The sequence below is a fragment of the Nocardia exalbida NBRC 100660 genome, from assembly GCF_000308575.1.
Lineage (GTDB): Bacteria > Actinomycetota > Actinomycetes > Mycobacteriales > Mycobacteriaceae > Nocardia > Nocardia exalbida.
Window position 1 is genome coordinate 9,694 of sequence record NZ_BAFZ01000002.1, and the last position, 24,696, is coordinate 34,389.

Below are 24,696 nucleotides of genomic sequence, written 5' to 3' on the forward strand. Positions count from 1 at the left end.
TTGGTCTCGCCGCCCATCGCCGAGTGAGCAATGCGCGTCGGCGGTGGCAGCGGACGTCGAAGATAGCCCGGGGTGCGGCATGCTCTCACGGTTGCCATGAGCGGAGAATCTCGAGTTCCGCGCGTGGCGGCAGTAGCTCGGTGTGACCGGACAGCTCACGCACCTGGATCACAGCCTCACTGAATTCGGTGTTGACGAATTCGATCAGTTGGGGGGTGAGTTGTCCGGCGGCGGCCAGCGGCGCCAGTTTGACGGTGTCGTTCATGACCCGTTTGAACTTCTCGAGCCGGGCGAATTCGACCATATCGGGGCCACCGAGTTCGCGAGGCACCTCGATGCCGGGAATGAGATGGCCCAACCGGGCCCAGTCGTAGGCGCTCGGGCCGGTGACGGCGAGCTCCCAGTCGAGCAATGTCACGTGTAGTTCGTTGCTGATGAGGAAGTTTCCCTCATTCGGGTCGGCATGCAGGATGTGGTGGCGGGACTCCCGCATCGATCCGGCCTCATCGATGAGTGGCTCGAAAGGATTTCCGCGCAGCAGGCCGAACTCGTCGAACAGCTGTCCGAAGCGGTCATAGTGCCGACGATAGAAATTCTCTGTGTACCAAGCGATATGACTCAGGTACCAGCCGCCGGTGTCGCCCCTTTCGACGCCTGGCGGCGTCAGTCGCGCCAGCAGCGGATGGTCCTCCGGCATCGCGCGCAGCTGCTCGTGGATGTTCGCGAAAGCCCGCAGTATCAGGCCCTGATGGGATCGGATCGTTCTCCGGTCGGCCCGCCGGAACGTCTCGGCGAGATTGTCTCCCCGCGCGAGTCTTTCGATGAGAATCGGCGTCGATTCGTCGACGACGCGCCCGTCCGGCATGCGGCCGGTGATGACTTTCAGCAGTTGAGGCGCGTTCCGGACGTATCGAGAGATGTCGGGGAGGGTGCTGTGCTCGGGTCCGAAACGTGGATCGTAGCTGTCGGTATCGGGCCGGCCGATGCGCAGAACCAAGCCGAGGGTTTCGAGGATGACCGTCGTGTTGTAGGTCCCCGACAGCGCATCATGAAGTAGTGGTTGAGCCGCTCGGTACACCGTCAGGCCCTCGTCGTGCGTCATGGCGAACCCCCGGCGGCCCCCGAGCGGTCGGTACTCGTTCGCGGTGAGCAGCTGAGACACGTCGCGGACGGTGGTGGGGGTCTCGATCAGCGGAGCGGCTGATCGGCCGGAGGCGTCCGGCGCGGTTTCGATATCGGCGCCTTGTCCGACCATGATCAGTCCGATGGTGTTCGGATCGCCGTTCCGGTCGCGGTGGGGGTTCAGCGTATACACATCTTCAGTGCCGACATGGAGCTGATCGGCGGTGAGGAGCCGGTCGTCGGCCGAGTCGGGAACGAGAACGATCTGGTCCACAGCTCGATCCATCCACAAAGTGTCGGCGGCCGCGCGCAGCACACCGATACCGTCGCCGTGTCCGATCACAGTGAACAACTGTGACCTGCGTGACCAACTCTGGTCTCTGCTGTCGAGGGCCAATTCGCGGGTTGCGTCATAGGTGATGAGTTCCCGCATCACGTTGTCCCCGGCTACGTCGCGAGCCGCGGCGTTGTCTATTGCCATGGTGGCCGGCTCAGCTGTGTGCGAAGGATGTCTTCGCCATCCCGTCCATCGTCGACGTCGATCCGCGGCGGCTGCGCGCGAGCTTCGAGACGAAGGTGCCGGCGCATCGATTTCACGCGGTGAGCCGACCGTGAACATGATCGCTACACGGGTGTCGCGGGGCGCGTGTTGCTGCGCTTTCTCGAACTGCCGGCAGGCGTGACCCGACCAGTGCGACAGATCGGTTACAGGCGTGTCGGCTCCGGTGACGTTGAACGCTATGAAAGATGCGCTGTCGGCTTCGCCGATCGAGACGACAGATCGGCCCGTGCCTCCTTCGGCGATGGGATCGTAAGAGATCAGCAGCACCGGTGGCGGAGCCGAGCCGGGGGAGGCGAGCCCGAAGGCACGGTGTCTGACCTCTGCCAGCTGGTCGCGCAGCGTGGCCAGCTCCTGCCGGCGTTCGGGCGCGATTCCGGGGGATTCGAGGTCGCGGGCGAGCGATAGCCGATTCGCCAGATCCCGCGCCCGGTATTCGATGCCAGGGGCTGCTCCGATGATGTGCGGATACTGTCTCAGCACCGCCAACTGCATCTGCGACACCGAGAAGTCCGTGGCTCCCGCCAGCAGGGAACCGATCGGTGTGTTCCCGCCGGTCCATCTCCCGAGCTTGTTCCACCATCGCATGTTTTTCGAGACGTTGTCGAAGGTGTCCTCGAACAGATCCGGGGAATCGCTGTGGAGGAGCAATGAGGAGATGCCGGCGTCCGGTCCTCGGACGTTGTGCAGCAAGTCCGCTGCGGTTGCGGCGAGGGCACGCTCGTCATCGGTGATTTCCCAGTCCCACGGCAAGACGGGGTCCAGCCGATGCTCGCGAGTCGCGTACTCGATCCCCGGACTCTGGCTACCCAGTCCCCACAGCGCCCGTACTCCCCAGAGGAATGATCGGTGTAAGGGAGACTCCGATCCGACGCCGAAGAAATCCGACAAGGTTTCATGAATGCGCCGCGCCCGGACTTCGGGCGCTCGGCGCGAGTCCGCGGCGAGGATGTCTTCGTGGAGTTTGTGTACGTTGTCGGCGGCGTCCTGTAGCGAATAGACGACGATGTGGTTCGCGAAGCGCGTGGTGGCCTCGGTCAGCAGGTCGTCGGCCTGACGCAGGTAGTCCAGTCCCAAGGCGAAGTTGCTCGTGGGGAGCAAGTAGAACGCCGCATCGAGCAGATGCGGCAGGGCGGTCGCGGCCGTCGCGGCGAACAGCCGGTCGGAGCCGGTTCGCGCCCGATCGAGCGCAAGGGCGTGGACGGGCAGCGACTCGAAGATCGTGGCGTACCTGGGTGAGAAGTCCTCCCCGGATCGCTGCCGTAGCAGCGTGTTCATGACATCGGCCCACTCCGTGACCATTCGAGACATTGTCGGGCTGCGCATGTCGTCCAGCACAACGGACTGCGCCAGCCGCACATGTTCCGCATCGAGGGCGCCATCCGGCGGGAACGCATCCTCCTCGAGCCAGATGCGGTGCTGCGCGGCTTCTTCGACATGGCGTGCTATCTCCTGGAGATGCGCCGGGACCGTGTGGTGCATGGCGCCCACCGACCAGCGGTGCTCGACGACCGTACGGGACACAGCGAACGCGGCGTCGAGCACTGCGGTCATGCCGGCGTGCAGGTCGGCGACGGTGCTCCGGCTCGCCCGCAGCCAGGACCCGAGAGCGAACAATTCCCGGTAGGTGCTCGGCGTGTCGGTAGGAACGCTGTCGCCGAAGCGGCCGGCCGCTTCCGTCACGATCGCGCCCAGCAGGCGTGCCGGATCGATCACATGGTCGGTCGCCGATGGCGGTTTGCCGCGATGAATGGCAGCTAGCTGTGCGGCGACCCGGTGGGTGAAGCCGGTCAACAGGTGCTGCAGAACGTCATCGGAGAGGCGTGCGGCCCAATTCCGGTGGTGGTCGAATGTGGCCTCGACGCGGAAGGTCGACAGGGCAGCGTTGGCGATTCGCTCGGCTTCGCTCCGTGCACCGCCGAACGCGCCGCCATGCGGGTCATCCGCGTTCGCGGCATGAGCCACCACGCCCTCGGGTAAACCCCGTGGGACGCCGCCGAGGTGATTCGCCACTACCGACGGCGGATCGAAACCGACTCCATCGAGACCACGGGCACGTTGTGGCGGAAGATCCAGCACCACAGCCGGATCGAACGGCGCATCGGCGCCCGGGCCGAACGCCGGCGTCCGAACAGCGGTCGTCGGGTCACGCGCCACATCTCGCGGGTCGACCTGTCGCGCGAGACCGCTGCCGGGCGCCGCAGCGGTGGGGGTGGTGGCACTGCTCGATCGCGCCTCCGACTGCTGCGTGTGAGCCAGCTGGAGTATCTCGGTGAACGACAAAATCTGCTGATCAGACCCCTGCCGCGCCCGAGCAAGCGACTGGGCCACATTCCAAGCCAACCCGAGCAGCTGTTTGTCGTCGGAATCCGGCGACTTCGCCGCGTCCACCAAGCGGACGGTGTCGACGAAGACTCGGTTCAGGTCGAGCAGATGAAGCCAAGGCCCCAGGCGACCATGGAGCCGGTCGAGTATGAACGGGGCGCTCGGGCTCCGGTGTGAGAAAACCGCCGCTTCATAGTCCTTGGGACCGTAGAGAGCCAGCCCGAAGTCCACGATTTCGTAACCTCGTGGGGTCGCTAGGATATTGGCGTTTGTCAGATCGCCGTGTATGACGATAAAGGGCTGGGAGCGGACGTACGGTAGTTCCGGCTCGAGTATGGGTCTCAGCGATTCACCCAGTCCGACGCGACCGAGCATGGTTCGGTACGGCTCCACCGAGCGATAGCGCTGATAATTCTGCTCGATGAATTCCATGAGCATTCGGAAGAAGCCCACCGAATCGCCCGATTCCGGATATCCGGCCGGTAGCGGCAGTAGTGTCTGCGGGACGGGAACCTCGTTCAGCTGATGATTTGCTGCCACGACAGCCTCGAGCATTTGTAGGTCGTGGAGGTTCGTCACAGGTTCGCCGTAGATCCGCCGCTGAATCTCGAACAGCACATCGCCCTGGTCGTCCAGTTCTACGTGCAGCACCCGTGGCACCCCTTGTACACCGGCCTGCGCCAACGCGTGCAACGTCTGGTACTCCTTCGGCCAGAGCACGAAGTCCAGCCGATCCGGGCCTTCCTTCGGGATACGGATGGCGAAATCTCCGAGCAGGTAGACGTTGTTGTAGGAACCCGACATCGGCTGACCGTGCTCGACCGCGGCGTCACGGAGCGCCACCGCCATCGTTCGTGGCAGCACCACACCCTGATCGCCACCGAGATGCCGGTATTCCTCGACCGGCAGCAGGTCGCGCAGCGCCGGATACACGGATGGGAGTGCGTGTGGCGACACGAAGTAGATCGGCTCGTTCGAGCCGTCGACCGCCATTTCCTCTTCGGATGTCACCACATAGAGCGGTTCATCGAGGTCTTCCGGGGCGTGCGCCACATACAGCGGTGCGTCGAGATCGACGTCGCCGTCAGACGCATCGCGGATCGCGCCGACATCGGGTGTCGTCGCCTCGTTACCGCGTGTGCCCGCCGGCGCCGGGGTGTGCGCGGTCTCCCCGACGGCCTTGTCATCTCGGCGGTTCCGGTCGGCGGCATGCGCCACCACTCCGTGCGGCACTCCGTGCGGCACTCCGCGGAATGGATCCGCGACCGCGGCCGGCGGATCGAAGCTCAGCCCATCCAGACCGCGGGCTCGGTGTGGCGGAAGATCCAGCAGCGGAATGTCGTCCTCATAGTCTGGTTTCAAGTCCCATCGTCCTCGCGACCAGTGCATCCACTTCGGCAACGGCAGCGGATCGGATTCGGCGCGCCGGATCGCCTGCATGCGGTGGTCGTCGCCGCGGGCGCGATAGAACGCGTCCCGTTCGGCACGGAAGTGGCTCGCGATGACGGGTAGCGCGTCCATGCCCATCATGTGAGAGACGCCGCGGAAGAGATACAGCTTCGATGTCGGGATGAGCCTGGCGTTATCGCGGCTGTGGTCGACAGGTGAGAATTGGTCGGCGGCGCCGTGCACGATGTCGACCGGGACGCGGTACTGGTCGAACCGGATGCCCCAGTTCCCGGTCAGCTGAATGGCGTCATCCGCCCATGCTTGCGGATAGTTCCGCAGCGCGCGTTGATAACCCCGTGCGAGCTCTTTGCGGTGTGTGCCCACCCACATGTGGTCCACCCTGGTGAATGCGTCCTGGTTGTAGCGGAGCAACCACTCCCCGTCCCGCGCGATGTTCTCGGCCATCTCGGTGAGCATCGCGGCCATGGCTTCGATGTCGGCCCTGGCATAGATCTGTTGGTTCGCATCGGCCATGCCTGCCATCCACTTACCCATGTCGTCGAGCCGCGGAGCGGTACCCACGAGGGAGACGACCCGGTCGACATGGTCTGGGTCGAGCGCGCCGACCGCGATGGCCACCGATCCGCCGCCGGATCGTCCGAGCACGGAATAGCGGTCGAACGCGAATAGTTCGGTCGCGATGTGGATGATGTCGCGGGCGCAATCGGCCACGGTGCGCCCGGGCAGCGGATCCGAGTCGCCGTAACCGGGTCTCTCCACGACGATGAGCGTGAATCCGCGGTCGGACAGCTGCCGAGGATCGGGCAGCGGGCCGTCGACTCCGACGGGCGTGCCAGGGGAGAACAGGATCGGATAGCCGAAAGGGTTGCCCAGTAGGCGGAAATGTACGGTTCTGCCGTCCGGCATTCGCGCGGCATAGAGTTGCGAAACAATTCCCAGGTCGGCGGTTTCGTCGGGTTCTGGGACCGCGCGCACGGTGTCGTTCGGCAGTGCGGCTCGGTGGCCACGGTGACGGGCCTCTTGGCGGCGCGTTTCGGCGGAATCGTGCTCGCCCTGAACGGGATCCGGTCGCATCGAGATCGCCGATGCCGTCTCCGTGGCCGCGCCTGCGCCGCCTTCGGCGGAGTCGAGCAGTCGAATCGGCGCCGCCTCGGAAACCTCGTCGGCGCGGCGATCTGCCTGATCGTCCTCGAGCGGAATCGGCCGACCGCCTGCGTCGGCTTGCTCGGTCCACTCGAAAATTGTTACCAGGAGCTCGATGTCGTCTATTTCTGTGCGTCCCGGATCGGCCGCGAGTTCGGCGAGGCGGTCGATCGACTGCCGTATCTCGGCCAGCAGTTTCTGTGCCTCGGCCGGCGCCGAATTCGCGCGGGCGAATTGGTAGCCGAGCAGCCTGCTCATGGCGTCACGGTAGGCCTGCTGATAGGCGCGTTCGGGATGGAAAATCGAGTCCATGGCCAGCTGGTGGTCCGGGCCGGCCGCCACCGGAACGTCATCGTTCACCGTTCCGGTACTTCGCAGACGGACAAGTTCGGCCTCGATCTGGCCGTAGGCTCGGTTCAACCTATCCGCGCTGACCACCTCCCCCTCCCGATGGCGTTGCACGGTCATCCCGTTCATCTCGGCCATTCGCGTCTGTAGGCTGCTGATTCGCTGGGTCGTCTCCGGAGCGGGTTCGGCCGCTTCACCTCGTTCCGCAGCCGATGTTTCCGGGTTGGCATCGCGGTCTCCGTGCTGCGCTTCGAGCGCGGCAGGCGGCCTGGAAGCAGGGTGGTGCTCGGTGGAGCCGTCTCCGACGGGGCCGGGTGGAACGAGCAGCTTGCGGCCGCCCAGGCTGCTGTCCGCCGCGGGGAGAGTCGAAGCGGAGTTCCGGCAGGCCGCACAGTTGTCCAAGTGCTCCTCGACCTCGGCCCCTACCTTTCGGCCCAGGCCTCTGAGTGCCCACACGCCGAGTTGCTCCATTGTGGAGCGGCATGAATTCGGCAGGTGATGGGATAGTTCGTGGAGCAATACCCGGCCGGCCGCTACACCCTGACGGCGCAGGTACGGACGGACGACATGATCCAAGTACTGCACCTCGAGCGGCTTGGAGGCGATCTTGTCGAAGATGGCCACCGTCAGATAGCGCGTGAGCAGGAAGTCGGGGGATTGCGGTTCCAGCTCTCGGCAGCCGGGATAGTGGACGGTCCACAGCGCGTCGTGGCTGAACATCAGCCACAATGCGTACTCCTCCGGAGTGAGGACAGGATCACGTCCCGCCACCATGAGGTTGTAGCCTGCGGCATAACGGCCCGCCACCATCAGGTTGTGCCCCTCGGCACGTAGCAGGCGGCCCCCCACGTAGGCCAATTCGCCCTGGCGGATCTGCTTGGTCTGGGGCAACTCGTCCCCGGACACTCTCCTCCAGAACTTCTCGAAGGCCGTCATCTCCTCTACGTCGGCGCGATTGGCCTCGCGTACCTCCGCATCGGCGTCCATGGTCCGCTTCTTCTCGGCATCGATCTCGCCACGGCCCGGAATGACCCGTCGTTGCCGGAGCGTCGCGGGTCCATGAGTCGCATTGGGAGCCTTCAGCAATCGCTCGGCTCCGAGCGTCAACCGTACGGCCGCGTCGACGCCCGCATAGAGCGGTGCCCGTCGAATCGCTCGCCGCCTCATCCAAGCTTTTCGCTCGCTGCTTTCGATCCATTCCCGGCCGGATGGCTCACCTTCCCGAGGCAGCGGGAACTCCCAGAAGTAGGAGAAGATCTCCTTCCACGGACTCAGCCGCTCCATGAGCTCTTCCAGAGAGGGATCGGCGGGCATCACATGCGCGGCGGGCACGATCAAGCTGTTGGTCGGGTCGGCGGGCACGATCAGGCCGGCGGGAGTTATGCGAATACCGCCGCCGGTGTTCTCGCGAGCACCTGGCTGTCCGGCGGAGCGAGATCCGTTCTCATGGTGGTCGGTCGTTTCGATCTCGTCGCCGCGCGGCATCGGTTGCGCGGCGGGTCGACTGACCGAGGCGTCTCCCGCCGGTTCGTGGGCATCGGGTGGTCGCTGGGGCCGGCGACCGCGCCGACCGACCGCCCAGGCGTCCGGTTCGAGACGAGGGTCGACGGCATGGACCATGCCGGGGTCGAAGCGCCGGCGTGGGGGCGGCACTGTCCCTATATCCCAGGCTTTTCGTTCGGGGAGGTCCAAGGCCATTCCGGCGGGACCTGTTCCCGATACTCGATGCGAACCGTCATCGAGCTGGTCTCGTGCCTCGTGGGGGCCGCGGGTCGTATGGGGATTGCGCGCGGTGGTCTGAGCTGCGGATGGTGTCGTGGCGGTCCGGGCATCTCGGGAGTACTCGAGCAGCGTCCTGCGCCGCTGCTCGGCGGCGGCCACGGTCTCCGGTGAGAGTGCGATGTCCATCGCCAGGACCTCGGTCGGAAACGCCTGAATCATCGCCGCGCGCAATGCCGGGGTCAGCCGCTCGTTCCACCACGACTCGAGGTCGGTGCCCGGCGGGCGTTCGGCGGGCGTGGAAAGCCATTGGGGCGTCGCGTTCACTCCGAGTTCGAGCAGCGCCTCCGGCCACAGGAGACGCTGGTCCGAGAGGAAATGCTCGAGCGCGGGTTGTGGTCCGATCAGCCGACGGGTCGCTTGGGCGAGATCGTTCTCTTCGTACCGTAGGATTTCATCTAGAATTATTTTCCCGGTCTCCGGTGTGAGTCCACTGTGTTGTTCGATGCTCGGGTCGATCCGTAGTCCGAAAACGGTCAGCGCGAGGACGTCGCTCAGCAGATATGACCAATACTGACCGGAGTATGTCCCGAAAGCTCCCATCTGCGCGAAGAGATGGCGGAACCATTGGGACGGATAGGGATTACCTATCTCGGAGAAATAGATTCCTGCCTGTCTCAGAACTGCCTCCTCGAATTCTTGTACCATCGCCCGGGGATCCCTGCCGGAGGGGACCTGTGCGGAGGACAACGAATTCCACCCGAGGTCGACGTATGCGCCCGCGAGCCGAAAGACGGTTGCGGTGCCCCGGTACGCCGTCCGCCACTCGTCCAGCTTTTCGAGCATTTCCGGAGGCATCGGTTCACCGGTACGGTGGTGCACTGCGTAGTTCTCGACCACATCAGGATGTTTCCAGAACTGCTGGAAAACCTTGGCGACGAACTCTATCCACGCGAATACCAGGTGTCGCTTGGCCGGTTCGTGGGTACCGGCGCCGAGTAGGAAGTGCAGTGCGTGACCGAACTCGTGGAACAGCGTGTCAAGCTGGTTCGGGGCCAGCAGGGTAGGTTTTCCGGTAGGCGGTTTCTCCAAGTTCAGGTGGACGCTGATCAGTGGACGTTGACCGGTCGGCGTGAACTTGAGGCGAATCGGGTCCGTCCATTCTCCGCCATTCTTACCCTTGCGCGCGTAGGGATCGAAGTAGAAATTTGTGAGGTGCTGCCCTTCCTTGTCGAGCACTGCGAACACGCGGACATCTTCGTGCCAGACCGGCGGTTTGCCTTGCTCGACGAGTTCGGTGATGGTGAGTTCGAACAAATCCTCGGCGACACGGAACACGCCTTTTTCGAGCACCCGATCCAGCTCGAAGAACTCCCGTATCATCTGTTCGTCGATTCCGACCCGTCTGCCGATCAGCACATCGAGCGCCCGATATCGGTCCCAGGGCCGGATCTGCTCGGTGCTGATGGCTTCGGCGAGAAGCGGGATCTCGATGCGCGCCGCCGTGGCCGCCGCGCGCGCGATCCGGTCCAAAATGTTCCGCACAGTCGCAACCGAATCGAAGATGCCGGAGGACATCACATATTCAGCGTGGTTGTTCTTCCCGGTGATTTCGGCACGTTCGGCCAGCTTCCTGACTTGATCCAGCACATTCTGCGAGTTGTCGTGGTCGACGATAGCCAGCGCCGCGACTTTCTCGTAGATCCGCTGACGCAGCGCGGGGTCGCTCAGATAGGTCAGGTAGGGGTACCAGATCCCGCTGATCGAGGGAGGCTTGGGTAGTAGGTATCCGCCGTCTTCCCCGGCGCGCGACCGAGCGCTTTCTATCTGGTCCCCGGTCAGGCCGCGAAGTTCGCCGGCGTCGTCCACCCGGATCTCGATATCTTCGAGCGCGCGCTCCTGATTGTCCTTGTACGCGGTTTGTAATACCGCTACCTCGGAATTCAGTTCGGAGAGCCGATGCTTTTCCTGATCGGTGGAGAGGTATGCTCCGGCGTTCTCGAAATCCTGGTACTTTCGTTCCAGGTATCCGATCTCTGTGTCGCTCAGCTCCAGATCGCTGCGATGTTCGTGCAGGTACCGGAAAATCTCGGCCGATGCCGGGTCGGTGAGAATTCGGTTTGCGTGCGCATCCTGCAACTCCGCGACCACCGGCTCCGCTTCCGCGGTTGCAGCATCCCGATCGACTGCGGCTTTCTGGGCGAAGAGTTGTTTCACCGCGCCGAGTAGCAGACCCGACCGGACGAACGGGCGCAGCGCGTTGTCCGCGGTCCATGGCCCGGGAGCACCGACGATGTCATCGATGGCGGCAAGCTGCATCCGCATCGCGTATTCGAACACGGGCGGAAAATGCTCCGCTTTCATGCGGTCGAAGGCAGGATCCCCGGCTGGGTTCAGCACCGCCGCGAGCACGGGATTCGTTGCGGGGTCGAGGCCATCGGACGCATCCGGCTCGGATCGGTCGGCTTCTCGGCGTGGATCGGCCGAAGTCTCGGTCCGTGGTTCGGAGGGCTGGACATCCACGTCTTCCGGATCTTCGTTCCGTGACGGAGACTGCGATGGGGTGATCGGTCCGGCCTGGTTCGGGATGCCATTCGGTGTCGTCCCGTGCTCCGGCCCGGGCGTGTGCTCGGTCGCGTCTGTGCTCGAAGACCCGAATCCTGGGTTCAATCGCACGGTGACGAACCGTGGTCGGTACTTCGACACGTCGCCGACGACGCCCTCGAAGTCCAGGCTGTTCACGTTGTAGCTGACGATCAGCGTGTCTCCGGACCGCAAGTCGGGATGTTCGTGCGCGTTGTAGGCGTAAACGTTCGGGTCCTCGAAAGATCCGTCGGCACCGGCTTCGGGGGCGCGGTAGACCAAGGTCGGCAAGGTGAACGGGCCGGTGGGGGAATCCGACAGGTAGGCCCAGATCTCGGCGCTGAAAGGGGCGCTGGTGTCCTGTGTGATGAGCAGATAACGGTCGCGCCACCGAGTCACGCTGTATTCGTTGGCTACACCGGGCATGATGCGGGCGGAGTCGTTTTCGTTCGGAGTCCAACGTTCGCCGTCGAAGAATTCCCATTGCGCACGAAGGTCGTCACCGGAGACCCGGGCCACGTGCATGAATTTGTCGCTGCCCGATTCCTCGGTGCCGTAGACGTATGTGTGGGTGCCGTCGTAGTCCAGCCAGGCCGACCACATGACTCCTGCCTGCGAGGGCATCGGGGTGAGATCGATCAGGCTGAGGTCGTCGGCGTCAAATCTGGCGAGTACGTTCTCGTCCCACGTGAGACCCCACATCAGGTCGTCCGGGTCGTTGTTGACGAACCGAACCAGCATGATGTTGAGGACGTCTCCCGTGACGTATCCGCCTCCCACCCAGAGCATTTGTCCCTTGGGGGAGGGCACCACAGCTGTCGGGGCGTCGGCCGTCCCACCGTGAACGGTCGACATCCGGCCTTGGTCGTCCACGACGAACGTGTTCTTCACCATCGGGCTCGTCGCGGGCCTCGACCCGTCGGGATGCACGGTGCCGAGGAACGTGTCGGAGAACATCCACAGATGCCGGCCGTCCGGCAAGCGCCGTGAGTACGTGCTGTCCGCACCTGTCCATCCGTCGCCGGTGTCGCCATACGATGCGAGTGCTGCCGTTAGTTCGGCGTGAGGAATCGCCTGCACGACCAACCCCGGCTCGGATGCGGCGTCCGGCCGCGGCGTCGGGATCCCATCTCGACGTTCCTGCTCATGCTGCATGGCGGTTTCCGCCGCGCCTTCTCGTGACGGTGCAGGAGTCCGTTGCTCGTGGTTTTCGCCGAATATCCCTGAGCGCTCGGCCTCGGCTATAGCCTCTGCTCGGGTGCCGGTGCCGACGAGTTTGCGGCGCGCTCGACCCAAATGACTTTCCGCGCTGTGTGGCGCGATTCCCAGTGTCAGGGCTATGTCCCGGACCGACAGCCCTTGCGCCGCCAAGCCGATCACTTCGACCTCTCGCCCGGTCAAACCGGTACCGGCATGGCCGGACGGCATCGGGCGCGTGCGAGATCGCTTGGTGGCGGATTTCGAAGTCGGCGATTGTCCTCGCTGGACAACCTGGCTATGCGTGATCTCGGCGGACCGGGTAGGGATCAGCTCTTCCCACCGGTGCAGCACGTTGCGTAGGAGAGGGATCGCGTCGAGCGAAGGACCGCTTGTGCCCGACTCATGTGATGTCGCGGGCATACGCGGGCGCCCGCGAGAACCATCCTCTCCGGGGATGAGAGGCTGCGGTGGATCGAGCCGTTCGGAAAGATGCTTCGCCAGGTTCACCCGAGCCTTACCTGCGAAATGCGCGATTTGGCTCTCGGAGAGGTTCGTTGCTTTTGCGGCATCCTTCACGCTGGCACCGTCGACGAACAACAGTTTGCCGACCTGTCTCTGCCTCCCCTTCAGGAAGTGTTCGACCGCCCATTGCAATACCACGGGATCATCACGATGAGCCGCCTCGACCAGCAGTTCCGCTTCGGAACCGGAGATCGGCTCGCTGTTCACCCGTGTCGAGATACCGGAGCGTGCCGTGCCCTGCGCATCAGGCCCGATGTCCTCGCCCCGGTTCTTGGCGATTTCCCTGGCCATCCTCTTCACAGCGCCCGCTGCCATCAGCCTGATGGTGGCTTCGTCGAGGCCTAGCGTCACCGCTATGTCGGCGACATTTTGCCGGTCCCGGAACAAGCCCATCACGACTCGCCGGGCGGGCCCGAGTGTGCGGAGTGCTTCCTGTATTTGCTGCGGGGTCGCCTCGGCCAGCGCTCGGAAAAGTCGGTCCGACTGTGTCCGAGCTTTGGTGATCGATCGGACGACGCGTTTGACGGCCTGGTTCGCGTTGACGACGACCGACTCCCAGCCGCTGTTGCGCTCATGGGCTATCTCGACGATCGTTGCCCCGGCTTTCAGTCCTTCGATGACGGTCAACTGGTCTCGAGTCAATCTGCGGAGCGCATTCCGCATTTGCTGAGCGGTGGCGTCGGCCAGCACCTGCTCCGGGGCGGGCTGCTCGGTCGCCGCGGCCAGCGCAGTGCAGAGTGCGGTACGGAATTCGGCGAAACTCGGTGGCGCGGGACGTGTCGTCGTCCCTGGCAGGGCCGCAGGCCGGGCGGAGACGGCTTCGCCAGGGGCAGGCGGCTCGTCGATGTTCAACGCGGCGGCTTTCTCCGCCCCGCTGGCCGGCGTCGCGGCCCGCGGGGGCTGGTCCGGTGTCTCGGGTTCGGGCGCTTTCGCCTCCGGCGCCGCCGTTCGAGGCCTCCCGGCTGCCTGTACCGTCCGCGATGGATTGCTCGGGTTGCGGAAGAAATGTGACCAAGGGATGCCCGCCGCGTCCAGCAGTTCTCGCAGGTGCTGGTCCGGAGGAGACGTATGGAATACGACGTAGTCGATGTCGGCGACTGTGGCGCCGTGCACCTGTGCCTCGATGTAGGTGCTACCGGTGAACCGTTTGCCGGTGTAGTCGCGGTCGATGCCTTCGAGTCCGATATAGCCGAGCGTCTTGTGTCCATGTGGGGTGGCGGCGAACGATTCCGGTTGCGGATCGGTGACTCTGCTCGGGATCGCCACGACCGATTTCGTATCGCCGACGTTGGCTGTTGTCCGTTCTTCCACAGCTGATTTGAAGACGATGTCGATGTCGCCGTACTGAGCGAGCGCATCGCCCTCGGTCACCCGATAGGACGGTGCCGTGCGGATGAATCCGTAGATGGGCCGTGATTGCGTCGGAAGGTCGGGCGGGTAACCGAACAGGGCCTGCTCGAGTGCCACCCGGCCTGCCAATAGGCTGCGTCCCATCCGACTCTGCCCGGCGAAGTCGAACTCGGTCTTGAATCTTCCGCTTCCGAGGATGCCTCGCAGTGATCCCGAGGTGGCTCGGGTCACGATCTCGCCGTCGAACAGCTTCCGCAGTTCTTCGGCCATCAAGGTGCGGAGCCGTTCGAGCGGTATTCCCAACTCCTCCGCCAGCGCGGCCGCATGTCGCTCATTTTCGGCGAAACGCTGGACGTAGGCCCTTTCTCCGGTATCCGGGATGTGCTGTTCGACCTCCACGAGCAGTTCTTGCGCCTGTCCATCGGCGGCCGCCACCGCATCGAGATAGCGGTGCATCAACTCCAAGGTCGTGTCGCTCGGCCTGCCGCGCGAGATCGGCGTCGCGGCGGACGGTTCGTCGATGTGGTCCTCGGGAGGGAGGGCGCCGGCATCGACCGGTCGTAGGGCACGCCCGCGGGCCATATCCGGATCGGCGGGAGCGATTTCCTCGCCGAGTTGCTGCTGTCGCGATTCCAGCGTGTTGCCGCTGCCCTGCCGGGTCAGTAACAGAGCATGTGTCGTCTGCACCGCGAACGGGAAGTTTCGGGGGTCGAACACCGCCTTCGGCTCCGCTGCCTGCCGGTCGTGGATCCAGAGGTGCTTTCCATCGTTGTGCAGCAAGAACAGGTGGCCGATCGCCGCGCCGACCGGACGGACATTCACCAGCATTCCCGCGCCGGGGCCCAGATCGGTTATGAGCTGCGCCACTTCACCGAGACCGTCATCGAAACGCCTGTGGTGCGCTCCAGCCAGCCAGGACACCGCCGCTGCCGGAACCGGCCCGTCCACGTCCACCGGTTGCCGCACGTCGAATCCGAGATCCCAGGCATCGGCGAACGCTCCTACCGCACACGGCAAATCCACTGCGTTGGTAGCTTCGATGTCGCTGTTGGTGCGGTCGACGGGTCCGGCGGAATCGCGCGGGCTCACGGTGCCGATCGGTGCCGTGGGCTGGGCCGGTCGTCGGACAGGTACGGGCGGCGAGTCTGGTGACGCAGTGCCGGCGGTCGGGCCGCTTTGCCGCTCCGGTGCCCGCGGAGACGGGGCAGCTCGTTGCCAGGGTGTCGGCCTACCTGACTTACCCCGGACGAGCGGCTCGGCCTCCGGCTGAGCTGACGGAGCACCGCCGCTCCACGGTGTCTGTCGGCCTGCACCCTCCGGGTTCTCGGGCTGACCCGTGCGAGGTTCGGTCCGCGCGGCAGAATCGACCGCAAGTCTGCGGCGTTGAGCTTCGAAAATGTCCCGCAACAGCCCGGGGTTGCGAGCCGGCAATCCCCAGAATCGGCGGACCATGGCGTAGCTCGCCGCGTATTCCGCGATGCGGTTGGGGTCCGGCTCACCCTGTGCGACGAGTTCCACTGCGCCGTGGACGACTCGCCGGACATGCAGCAAGCTCTCATAGATGGGCGTATTGGGTGGTCTGAGGCGCGATGGCACATAATCACCGGCCCCCCGGTGGTTCAGCCACGCCCAATCGAATGCCGGATCTCCGATCAAGGCTCCAGCCCAGCCCGTTATCGCCGTGATTCGGCCTCGGTCGATCCGGATGTTCTCTCTGCCGAGTCGCCCGTGGAGCACCTCGAACCGGGCCGGAATCATGAAGATCGCTTGCTCGAGTATCGCGGCGAACGGGTCTCGGCCAGGAATTTCCAGGTCGGTGAACATTTCGGCCCAACCTGCTTGCCGATATCGCGAGACCTGACCCGTCCACTCCCCGGTGAGAAACCGCAGGAATCCCTCGGTGTCTCGATCCTCCGGGAATCCGGGAAGCCACTGTCGCAGCGGTTCTACCGGTACCTCGCCCAGCGCCCGCCGCAGCCCTTCCATACTGCGCAGCACCATGGCCCGCAGTCGATCGAACTGGAAATCGGTCGGAACGGCACCGGGCGGCCGCTGCTCGATGAGCACCGGCGTCGAAGAATCCAGAATCCGGCCATCCGGCAGCCGCACATCCGAGAGCAGGTGCAGAACCTTGCGGAACCGCTGGACGTGCGGCGGCATCATCTGCCACAGCTCGTGCTCCGGAAAAAGCGGTCTGCCATCGGCTGTGGACGCATCCGGGATCCGCACCGAGAAATCGCCGACCGTCGAAGTCCCGCTGCGAACCGCCGATTCGAAAAGTACGTGGGCCTCGTATCGAGTCATTCGGTACCCGGCGTCGCCACCCAGATACCGGTACTGTTCCGCAGGCCCGACGACGCGCAGCGGCGGCGCGACCCCCTCGCGCTGCACGAACGTGTGCCCCAGTCGATCCGCGGCTTCGAGCACGCGACGCCTGGTTTCCGGCGCGAATTCTCCTTGGCCTCTGAGCACCTTTTCGGCAGTACTCTGACTGACCCCTGCCTCGCGAGCGACATCGGGCGTCGTGGCCGACTGGAGCAGGCCTCGATTCGTGTAACTCTCGCGCAGCTCCCTGGGGACCTTCTGCGCCATGAACTGGGCCACCCGGTACACGCGCATGTAGATCGTCTTCGGCTTGCTGCGTTCGGCGGCAGCCATCTCGTTGACGGTGCGTCGCTGCATGAAGAACTGCTCGAACGTCTTCTGGTGGAGCGGGTCGAGTCCCGGCACGTAAGGCGCCAGAACAGCTGGATCGTGCCGCTGCGCTGCCCGCGTGAGCATCACCGCCTCATGGTCGGTGAGCACCACACCACCGGCCAGCAACGTTGCCAGGGCGGGGACGACTTGCTGGTACAAGGTTTCCCTGAGTCTTCGGGGTGAAGTGCCCAGCGCCTTCGCCTTACCGGGCAGCAGGAGTCCGGCGACCTCGCGCTGTCGCTCGGGAAGCATGTGGATATGCCGCTCGAGTTCGCCAGGATCCGCGTCCTGGATCAATCGCCATTGCTGCCGGCGCTGGGCGCTCTGTCCGCCCACGACCACACCGAGTTCGGCGGCGACCAGCTCGACCACGCGCTGCGCGGCCCTGCGCTCTACCCTCCGAACCGTCCGCGATTCCCACGCGGACGGCATCGATTCGGCGATCTGCGTCGCCGTCTTGTCCTGTTCGAACCGCCAGACGAGAACCTTCCGGTGGTCGGACGGCAATTGGTGCACAGCACGTAGCACGGTCGCGCGATCGGCTCTCGCCAGCAGCCCACCCTGCGGGCCCGATTCGGTGTTTCGCGGCCCGGTGTAGGAGGCCCATATCCCGTCGCGCAGCCGCTCATATCTCCGGTGTTCGACGAGGACATTGCGAGCGATGACACCCAGCCACTGCTTGATGTTCTGTTCTGCACGCAACCGCCCGATTCCCGCGGCAGCACGGGTGAACACCTCCTCGGTCAGTCCCTCGGCCGCGGCTCGGTCGCCGGCCATCCTGGCCGACATCCACTGGACGATCGGATCCGCCAAATCCGCACGCAGCAGGTCGAACGCCACGCTGTCGCCATTTCGAGCCGCACGTACCAGCGCCGGTGTGTCGGGCGCTTCCTGGACAGGGGCGCTCTGCGCGCCTGTTCGCGGCGTGGCGACCTTCGGCGGTGAAGTCGGCGCATTGTTCCGGGCAGCCCCTGGCGGTGGCGGGGTGATGCCGGGATCGGGTGCCGTGGACTGCTGCCAGGGCGTGGGACCGGGTCTGCTCGGTCTGGCCGACGGAGTGCCGCCGCCTGGGTTCGGTTGTTCCTGGTCCTCGTAGTCGGCCGTGGCCAGGCGTTGATCGCCGACGTGAGCACGCTCTTCGTCGTCGGAGATGAGCGGTTCCGCCGGTACTCGGCTGCCCGCCGGCGGTTGATCCCCCGAGCCGAGTGGGGATTCAGCCGGCTGGACCGGGTCGCCGTTGGTAGCGGTCGGTGGTGTGGTCTTGTCGCGCTCCGGATGTGGATGGTTGGTGGGCTCCTCGGGTTCGTCCATACCCGAGAGCTGGCCGGTGACGGGGTTTTTGTAGTTGAGTACGCCCCAATCGAGTCCGTCAGGTCCGAGGATGCCTGTCAATGTCCGGTGACGCCTGCGGGCGGGACGATCGGATGCGAACGGATCGATGTCCTGGAAGGCCACCACTGGGCCCGGAGACTGCCCGCCGCCGCCCGGCTGCTCGGGACGACTCGGCGGGGCGACGTCCGTCGGTACGAACTTGTCGGCTGCGCCATCCGGTCGAGTCGGCTGCCGGCCACTCGGGGAACCGCCGCCGCTTCCTGTCTTCTCCGCGCCGGCGACCGGGGCAGCATCCATCAGCGGAAGGTTGCCTGTGCGTAGTGCGAAAGCCGCCATCCCCGCGCGATGATGGGTACCGAACTTCTGGTTGATATTGAAGACGTACGTTTTCACGCTCTGCCGGGTCAGGCCCAGCGCAGCGGCTATCTCGTTGTCGTTCTCGCCTTGCGCGACCAAACCGAGCACTTCTCGTTCACGAGGCGTCAGCTCCGGCCGGGCGGCGCCATCCGACGCGGTCGCATCGATCGGGGGAATGATGCCGGTGCGGATGACGATCGCCACCGACCCGGCTCGGGTGCCTACGCCGAGTTTTCGATTGATCCGCGACGCATAGGACTCCACAGTCTGCGGGGTCAGTGCGAGATCGTCGGCTATCTCGGCGCTGGTCTTGCCTTTCGCGATGAGGGTCAGCACCTCGATCTCGCGTTGGGTGAACTCAGGAAGAGCCTGGCCGGGTTCGCCTTCCCGTGTGGTGCGAGGAAGGACGTCCGTGCTGACGGCCACGGCAACCATCCCCGCCCGGGTGGGTGAGCCGAGCTTCTCACCGGCGCGCTCCACGAGAGAATCCACCGCCGCCACGGAAATGTCCAACTGCGTGGCGATCTGGGGGCTCGATTTGCCCTCCGCGACCAGAGCGAGGACCTCGGTCTCGCGCGGGGTCAGGTCGGGCAAGGGTGAGCGGGCTCGATCCGCGGGGTCGTCGAGCGTTTGCGGCAGAATGTTTTTGCGGATCGCCGCCACTACCGCCGTTACCCGGTCCTCTGCGCCGAGTTTGCGTTCGATGCGGACGAGGTGGGCACGGACCGTGGTTTCCTTCAACCCGATCAACACGCCGATTTCCCGGAGCGATTTGTCCTCCGCGACCAGCCGCAGTTCGGTCAGCTCGAGGTCGGTCAGCGTGCCGGTGCTGTCGAGCGGCTCCATCGGCAGCAAACGAACGAATGCCTTGATGGCGTCGCCCTGCAAGGGTGAGAGCTCTTGGCCCTTCTCGACCGCGGATACGACATCGATGACGCGCCTGCGCACCAGCGGACTCAACTTGCTGAGAATGACCAGATCAAGTAACTCCATCCGGGCCAGCGCCTGGCTCACCGGGTGAAGCTCCCCCGCACCCTCGGTTTGCCGATAGGCCGCGGTGATCCCATCCCTTATGTGAGTGAAGTCGCGAGGAGGGGCGGCGGGTGCGTGGGTCTTGGCCTGCCCCTGCTGGTTCGGGTCGCGTAGCGGAGTGGAACGGTTGTCGGAATTCTTCGCATCGGACCGCACGCCCGGCGTCGGCACCGAGATAGGCGTCCTGGTCGCGTCTACCGGCGGTGGCGGAGGTGGGGGCGGCGGTTGTTTTTTGCGGCGTTTGGGTTTGTCCTCCGGCTCGGCACCCATCCGGGTGACCAGGCGCTTACCTTCCCTCTTCTTCGGTGGCGGCGCGGGTGAGAGGTGTGGGACTCCGCCTATGGCGGGAAGGCGGCTGGGGTCCTCGCTGTATTCGAGGGAATGCGGGTTCAGGTGGGGGGCCGCAGGTTTTTGCGGAGCGCCTGGGGTTTCGGAGTTCGGTTCGGTCGCATACCGGGACGGCATCGCCAGTGCGTCGGGCGTTTTGCCGAGCCCGGCGTCCAAATTGGTTTCCGGTGCGGCCGAATGGCGGTCCGATAGGGGATTGGTGATGTCGGGTGGCCGTGGTGACGTGGGGTCGGGGGTGTTTCCCGAGTCGTCAGGATTCTGGAAGGCGCGGCCCAAACCGACGGAATCGGCAGGTAGGGGCGTCAGAGCGGGTGTGCGCGGGATGACCGGAATGGCGTTTTCGGGTGGTTCGTCCTCCAACGGGTAGGAGACGCCGGGGATGGTTACGTAATCCCCGGCGGGCTTCTTCTGGACGTTGTGGTCCCGGGGGTCTTGTTGGACGCTGTGCTCCCGCGGGTCTTTCTGGACGTTGTGCTCTCGGGGGTCGTCCACGACGGTTCCCGGCGGGGTGGGGAACTCTTCTGGGTCTGCGTCGGGTTCGTCGTCGGTGCCCGGCCGGACGGCTGCGGCGATGGGGGGCGGTGGTGTCGAAGAAGTCTGGGGCGTGGTCGAAGCCGATGTTGTCGGCGCGTTCGTGTGGGCGGCCGGGCCGTGGGCACCCGGTGTGGGGCCCGCCAGCGGTCCGGTGCTCTGGGAGCCGCTGGGCGGTGTGGGGCCCAGGGGTGGCTTCGGTCCGCCAGTGTGCGAGGTGCCGCCTGCCGCCGCCGGGGCGGCCGCTGACGGGGTGGCCGAGTTCGTGGCGTTCGAAGGGACGACGGGGTTTCGCGGCTCGGCCGTGGCGGAGGCATAGCCCGCCGGCGCGGGGTCGGCCTTCGGTATCGCCGCACTGGCTTGTGCGCCGGGAATCGGCGTATCGGTCCCGGCGGACACTGCGGGTGGGGCATCGGGAATCGATTGCGCGTGGCCCGCGATGAGGTCGTCCGTTCCGGTACGAGCCGCAGGGGCCGGTGGGGCGTCCACCGCTTGCATCGACGGCGCGGTGGCACTCGCCGGTGGGGAAGTCTGCGCCAGTTCCGCTTCCAGCGCGGCGATCTCCGCGTCGAAATCGACTTGGTGAACGGGGGGTGCTTCGTGGGTGGCAGCCCCCTCGCCCAGCGATTCACCGGAAGGTCGCGGTCCCGTCATGTCCTGGGATGCATGGCCCGCGGTCTGTTCCGGCGCGAGCAAGTACATTTCCCCGGCGGGTCCGTGTTCGATCGCGATGGGCGCGTAAGCACTGCTGCCGTCGTCGAACAGGACTTCGGTGCCCGGCGCGATGTCCGGTTGGGTGACCGCGCCTTCGGTGATCACATTGATCCCCTGCTGGTCCGGACGCACCTGAGGATCGCTGATCTGAAACTGGCGGGCAGGCAGTGGTGTGACCGGACCGCCTTCGGGATGTGCGGCCACCGCGACGCCGCCCCGGGCCGGCTGGGCGGTGTCCCACGCGGGCCAACCGGTGCCGCCGCCACGGGATGAGGGGTGCGACGACCCTCCCGACGGGTAGTCGGGCGCGACGCCGGGTGTCGTTCCGCCGCTGCCGTCCGGCAGCTGTCCAGGGCCGTCGCCTCCCATTATTCGGGCGAGGGCGTCGTCGACCATATCGCGGAGGATCTGATCGCCCTCCGCCATCATCTCCGGGGTCAGGTCGTCCGGCCGGTCCATGGAGCCATCACCGAACTCGGGCCCGGGGCGCCTCGCTTGCGGCGCGTCCACCTCACTGGTGGTGGAAACAGGTTCAGGAGTCGCCGTTTGCGTCTGGGGCGGCTGACCGTCCCCAGGCGCGGAAATCCTCGCCGATGGCGCGGCGTCGGAGGGTGGACCCGAATCCGCGGACGCCACCGGTTCGGGTACACCGGCATATGCCCCGGCCCGTGCGGCCCGCACCGATGCGCCGAGTGACCCGACCAGTCCCGAGCCGAACCCGGTCCACACCATGGTGGCCAGATCCTTGCCGCGCAGTTCGCCCTTCGTCAGAGCGAATGCGGTCAGGCCGCCCGCGAGACCACCGGCCATACCGCCCACGCCGCCCGCGGCCACGGTGCCGAGCACCCGGCCGCCCGCTCGCATCGCCGCGGGTGCGACACGACGACCGACCTCCACACCGACCAATCCACCGACGGCGCCTGCCGCCGCTCCGATCCTGACCTGCTGCCAATCCACCGCCTTCCGGTGGCCTTGGGCGATCTGCACACGCTGGGCGACATAGGGAACCCCACCACCGATCGCCGTCCCGAAGAACACGCCTTTCGAGGCCAGCACGAGTCGCGGGTGTTCGGCGACGAACCGCGCGGCGCGTGTCAGCATGGTCAGCACCAAGTCGCGCTCGGCGAGTTCCATCCCCACCCGAGCCTCGGCGCGATCGGTGATCGCCTTCACGATGCTGCCGGGCGGCGGCATCGCCATATCGATGATCACCTGTGCCAGCAGCGCTCCCGCGATCCCGATGAGGACGTACTGCTGGTATTCGATGGCTGTGGCGTTGTCGTACAACTGCCGCGCCATGGCGTTGTTGAACTCGATCTGCGCATGGATCTGGCCGATGATCTTGCGGTATTGCTTCTGTACCTCCGTACCGGTCTCGCCCTCGACCGCCTTCTCCAGCTGCTCCACCATCGGCTGGAGCCGATGCAGCACCAGGACGAGCCCGTTCGCCGCGTCCGACCAGGTGTCGGCGCTGCGCCGCATCGCCTCGGGATCCCCCTCCGGAAAGTGTCCCAGCACCATCGCGGTCAGCCAGTCGGGGAAATAGTCGGGAATCTGCACCATCAGGCGCTCGAACGTCCGCGTGCGTGCTCGACGACCAGTCTGTGCAGTACTTTCGCCGGTCCGCAGGCGCCCTCGCCGCGCAATTCGACTTCGGTGAACCCTTCGATTACCGCCGCTCGGGGGTCGAAGCGGTCACCGGAGAAGCAGCCTCGGATCAGTTGGGCACGCCATTGCCGGTAGCCGCGGACGATCGCGGCCAGTGTGTCACCGCGGTCCCACGGTCCGCTGATGCGCTGGTACTCCATCAGCAACGACCGATGCGCCGAGTGCCGGACCCGGGGCCCCGCCCCCGCTTCGAGAATCCGGCCGAGGTCGTGCACGATGGTCGAATACATCGGCCGCTCACCGGATCCGGCTACCCGCTCGCCCGATCGAATCGCGGTCTCGACTTTTTCTTCGAGCAGCGCCGGGCCGGCCGCCGTGACACGGTCGAGCAGGATCCGCTCACCGGTGACCGGACCCTCCGCCTCTTGCGTCGCGCGAGCCGACGTCACGCGCGACACCGCACCGTCCGGTAGGTCGGTGATCTCTATCCCGGCCAGCTCGATGTAGGGATGTTTGCCGAGGATGTCGTCGACGGCCGCCGCGATTTCGTCGACGGTACGTCTGGACACACCGGAGGTGTCGAATCCGGCTATCCGGAGGCCATGGCGAGCGGCGAGCGCCTGCGCGGCGGCCACCGCATCCGGGTCCGTCCGTATCCGGGAGCGCTTCGCTTCCGCCGGGGCCGGCTTCGGCTTGCGCCGCCTCGCGTCCTTGCCGGTTTTCCCGGGTTGGACCGCGTCGGGCCCGGGTCCTTTGCGGCGCGGCGGGTAGGCCTGGCCCGGTGACGGACCACCGGCGTTTCGCGACCACGGCGTGCCGGGTGTGTTTCGCATCCACGGCGAATCGGTGGGCGGCCTCGTCCATCGGCCTTCTGGTGTTCGCTGGACGGCCCCCGGTCGCGGTGCGCCGGGTTTGGGTGTCGCCGCCGCAGGGGGTGAGCCGGTGGCGGGCGGCGTGGCAGTGGCGGGGGACGCCGGGGTTCGCGCGGCCGGCGCGGCGCCTCGCGCGATCGGCGTCGCTCGGTCCGGAACCGAAGGCGTTGGCGCGGAGTTGGGTAACGGCTCCCGCTCGGATGAGTTGGGTCCGTCGATCGGGCCGTATTCGCCGGGGCTCGCGCCGGGCACGGTCGGATCCGCGGTCGGTTGGTAGCCGGGCTGCTCGGTTCCCTGCGCGGCGGTGGGGTCGTTGGCCGCGGCGGTGGGGTCGTACGCCGGAGCGGTGGAGTCGTAGGCCGGGGTGGGCGCGGTGGAGTCGCGAGCGGAATTCGGCTCGGCGGCATTCGGTGTGGAGACGGGTTGATAGGGAGCTGGGCTCCGCCACTGCGGCTGGTCGAACGGAGCGCTGCCGACCGGCCGCGAGGCGAACGGATCCTGATCGCGGAGTCGGGAGCCGATGTTCTGGTCCTGGTCCTCCAGCACATTGCCTGCATCCGCGACGCTGCCGCTCATTCCGCGCAGATTGTGGACGAGGTTCTCGAACCCGGTGATTCCCTTGTCGGCCGCGGGCTCGTAGCTGTCGCCGAAGATCCGGCCCGGCTCGTCGTCGCCCCAGCACCTTCCCTCGGCGGCGAGCCTCTGCTTCAGGCGCGCGAGTTCCTCTTGCGCCACGTCGGCGATCGCGGCGAGTTCCGGGGTCAGCGCTCGCAGCAGGTCGGTATCCACCCGCAACGACCGACCCATATCCCGGCAAACCCTTCACCTGCGTCAACGACACCGAGAGAAGACATTGTCCTCCCGGAGCAGCTCCGGCACCCGTGGCGTCTCTTCCCGAAGCTGGGAGGGGCCCAAGGGTGGGAT

Annotated in this window: 2 protein-coding genes; both read right to left on the reverse strand. The window is 65.8% G+C overall.

Translation table 11 applies throughout. From position 1 onward, the window contains the following. Positions 1-85 precede the first annotated feature (85 nt). Positions 86-22,855 carry an alpha/beta fold hydrolase gene (locus tag ON29_RS00700; RefSeq protein ID WP_040864142.1) on the reverse strand — a complete coding sequence of 7,590 codons (22,770 nt, stop codon included), beginning with the start codon at positions 22,853-22,855 and terminating at the stop codon, positions 86-88. Then, the gene (locus tag ON29_RS00705; RefSeq protein WP_040864143.1) at positions 22,855-24,579 is read right to left on the reverse strand and encodes a WXG100 family type VII secretion target; all 1,725 of its coding nucleotides are present in this window, start codon (positions 24,577-24,579) and stop codon (positions 22,855-22,857) included. Before ON29_RS00705 ends, ON29_RS00700 begins: the two co-directional genes overlap by 1 nt. Positions 24,580-24,696: the final 117 nt, after the last annotated feature.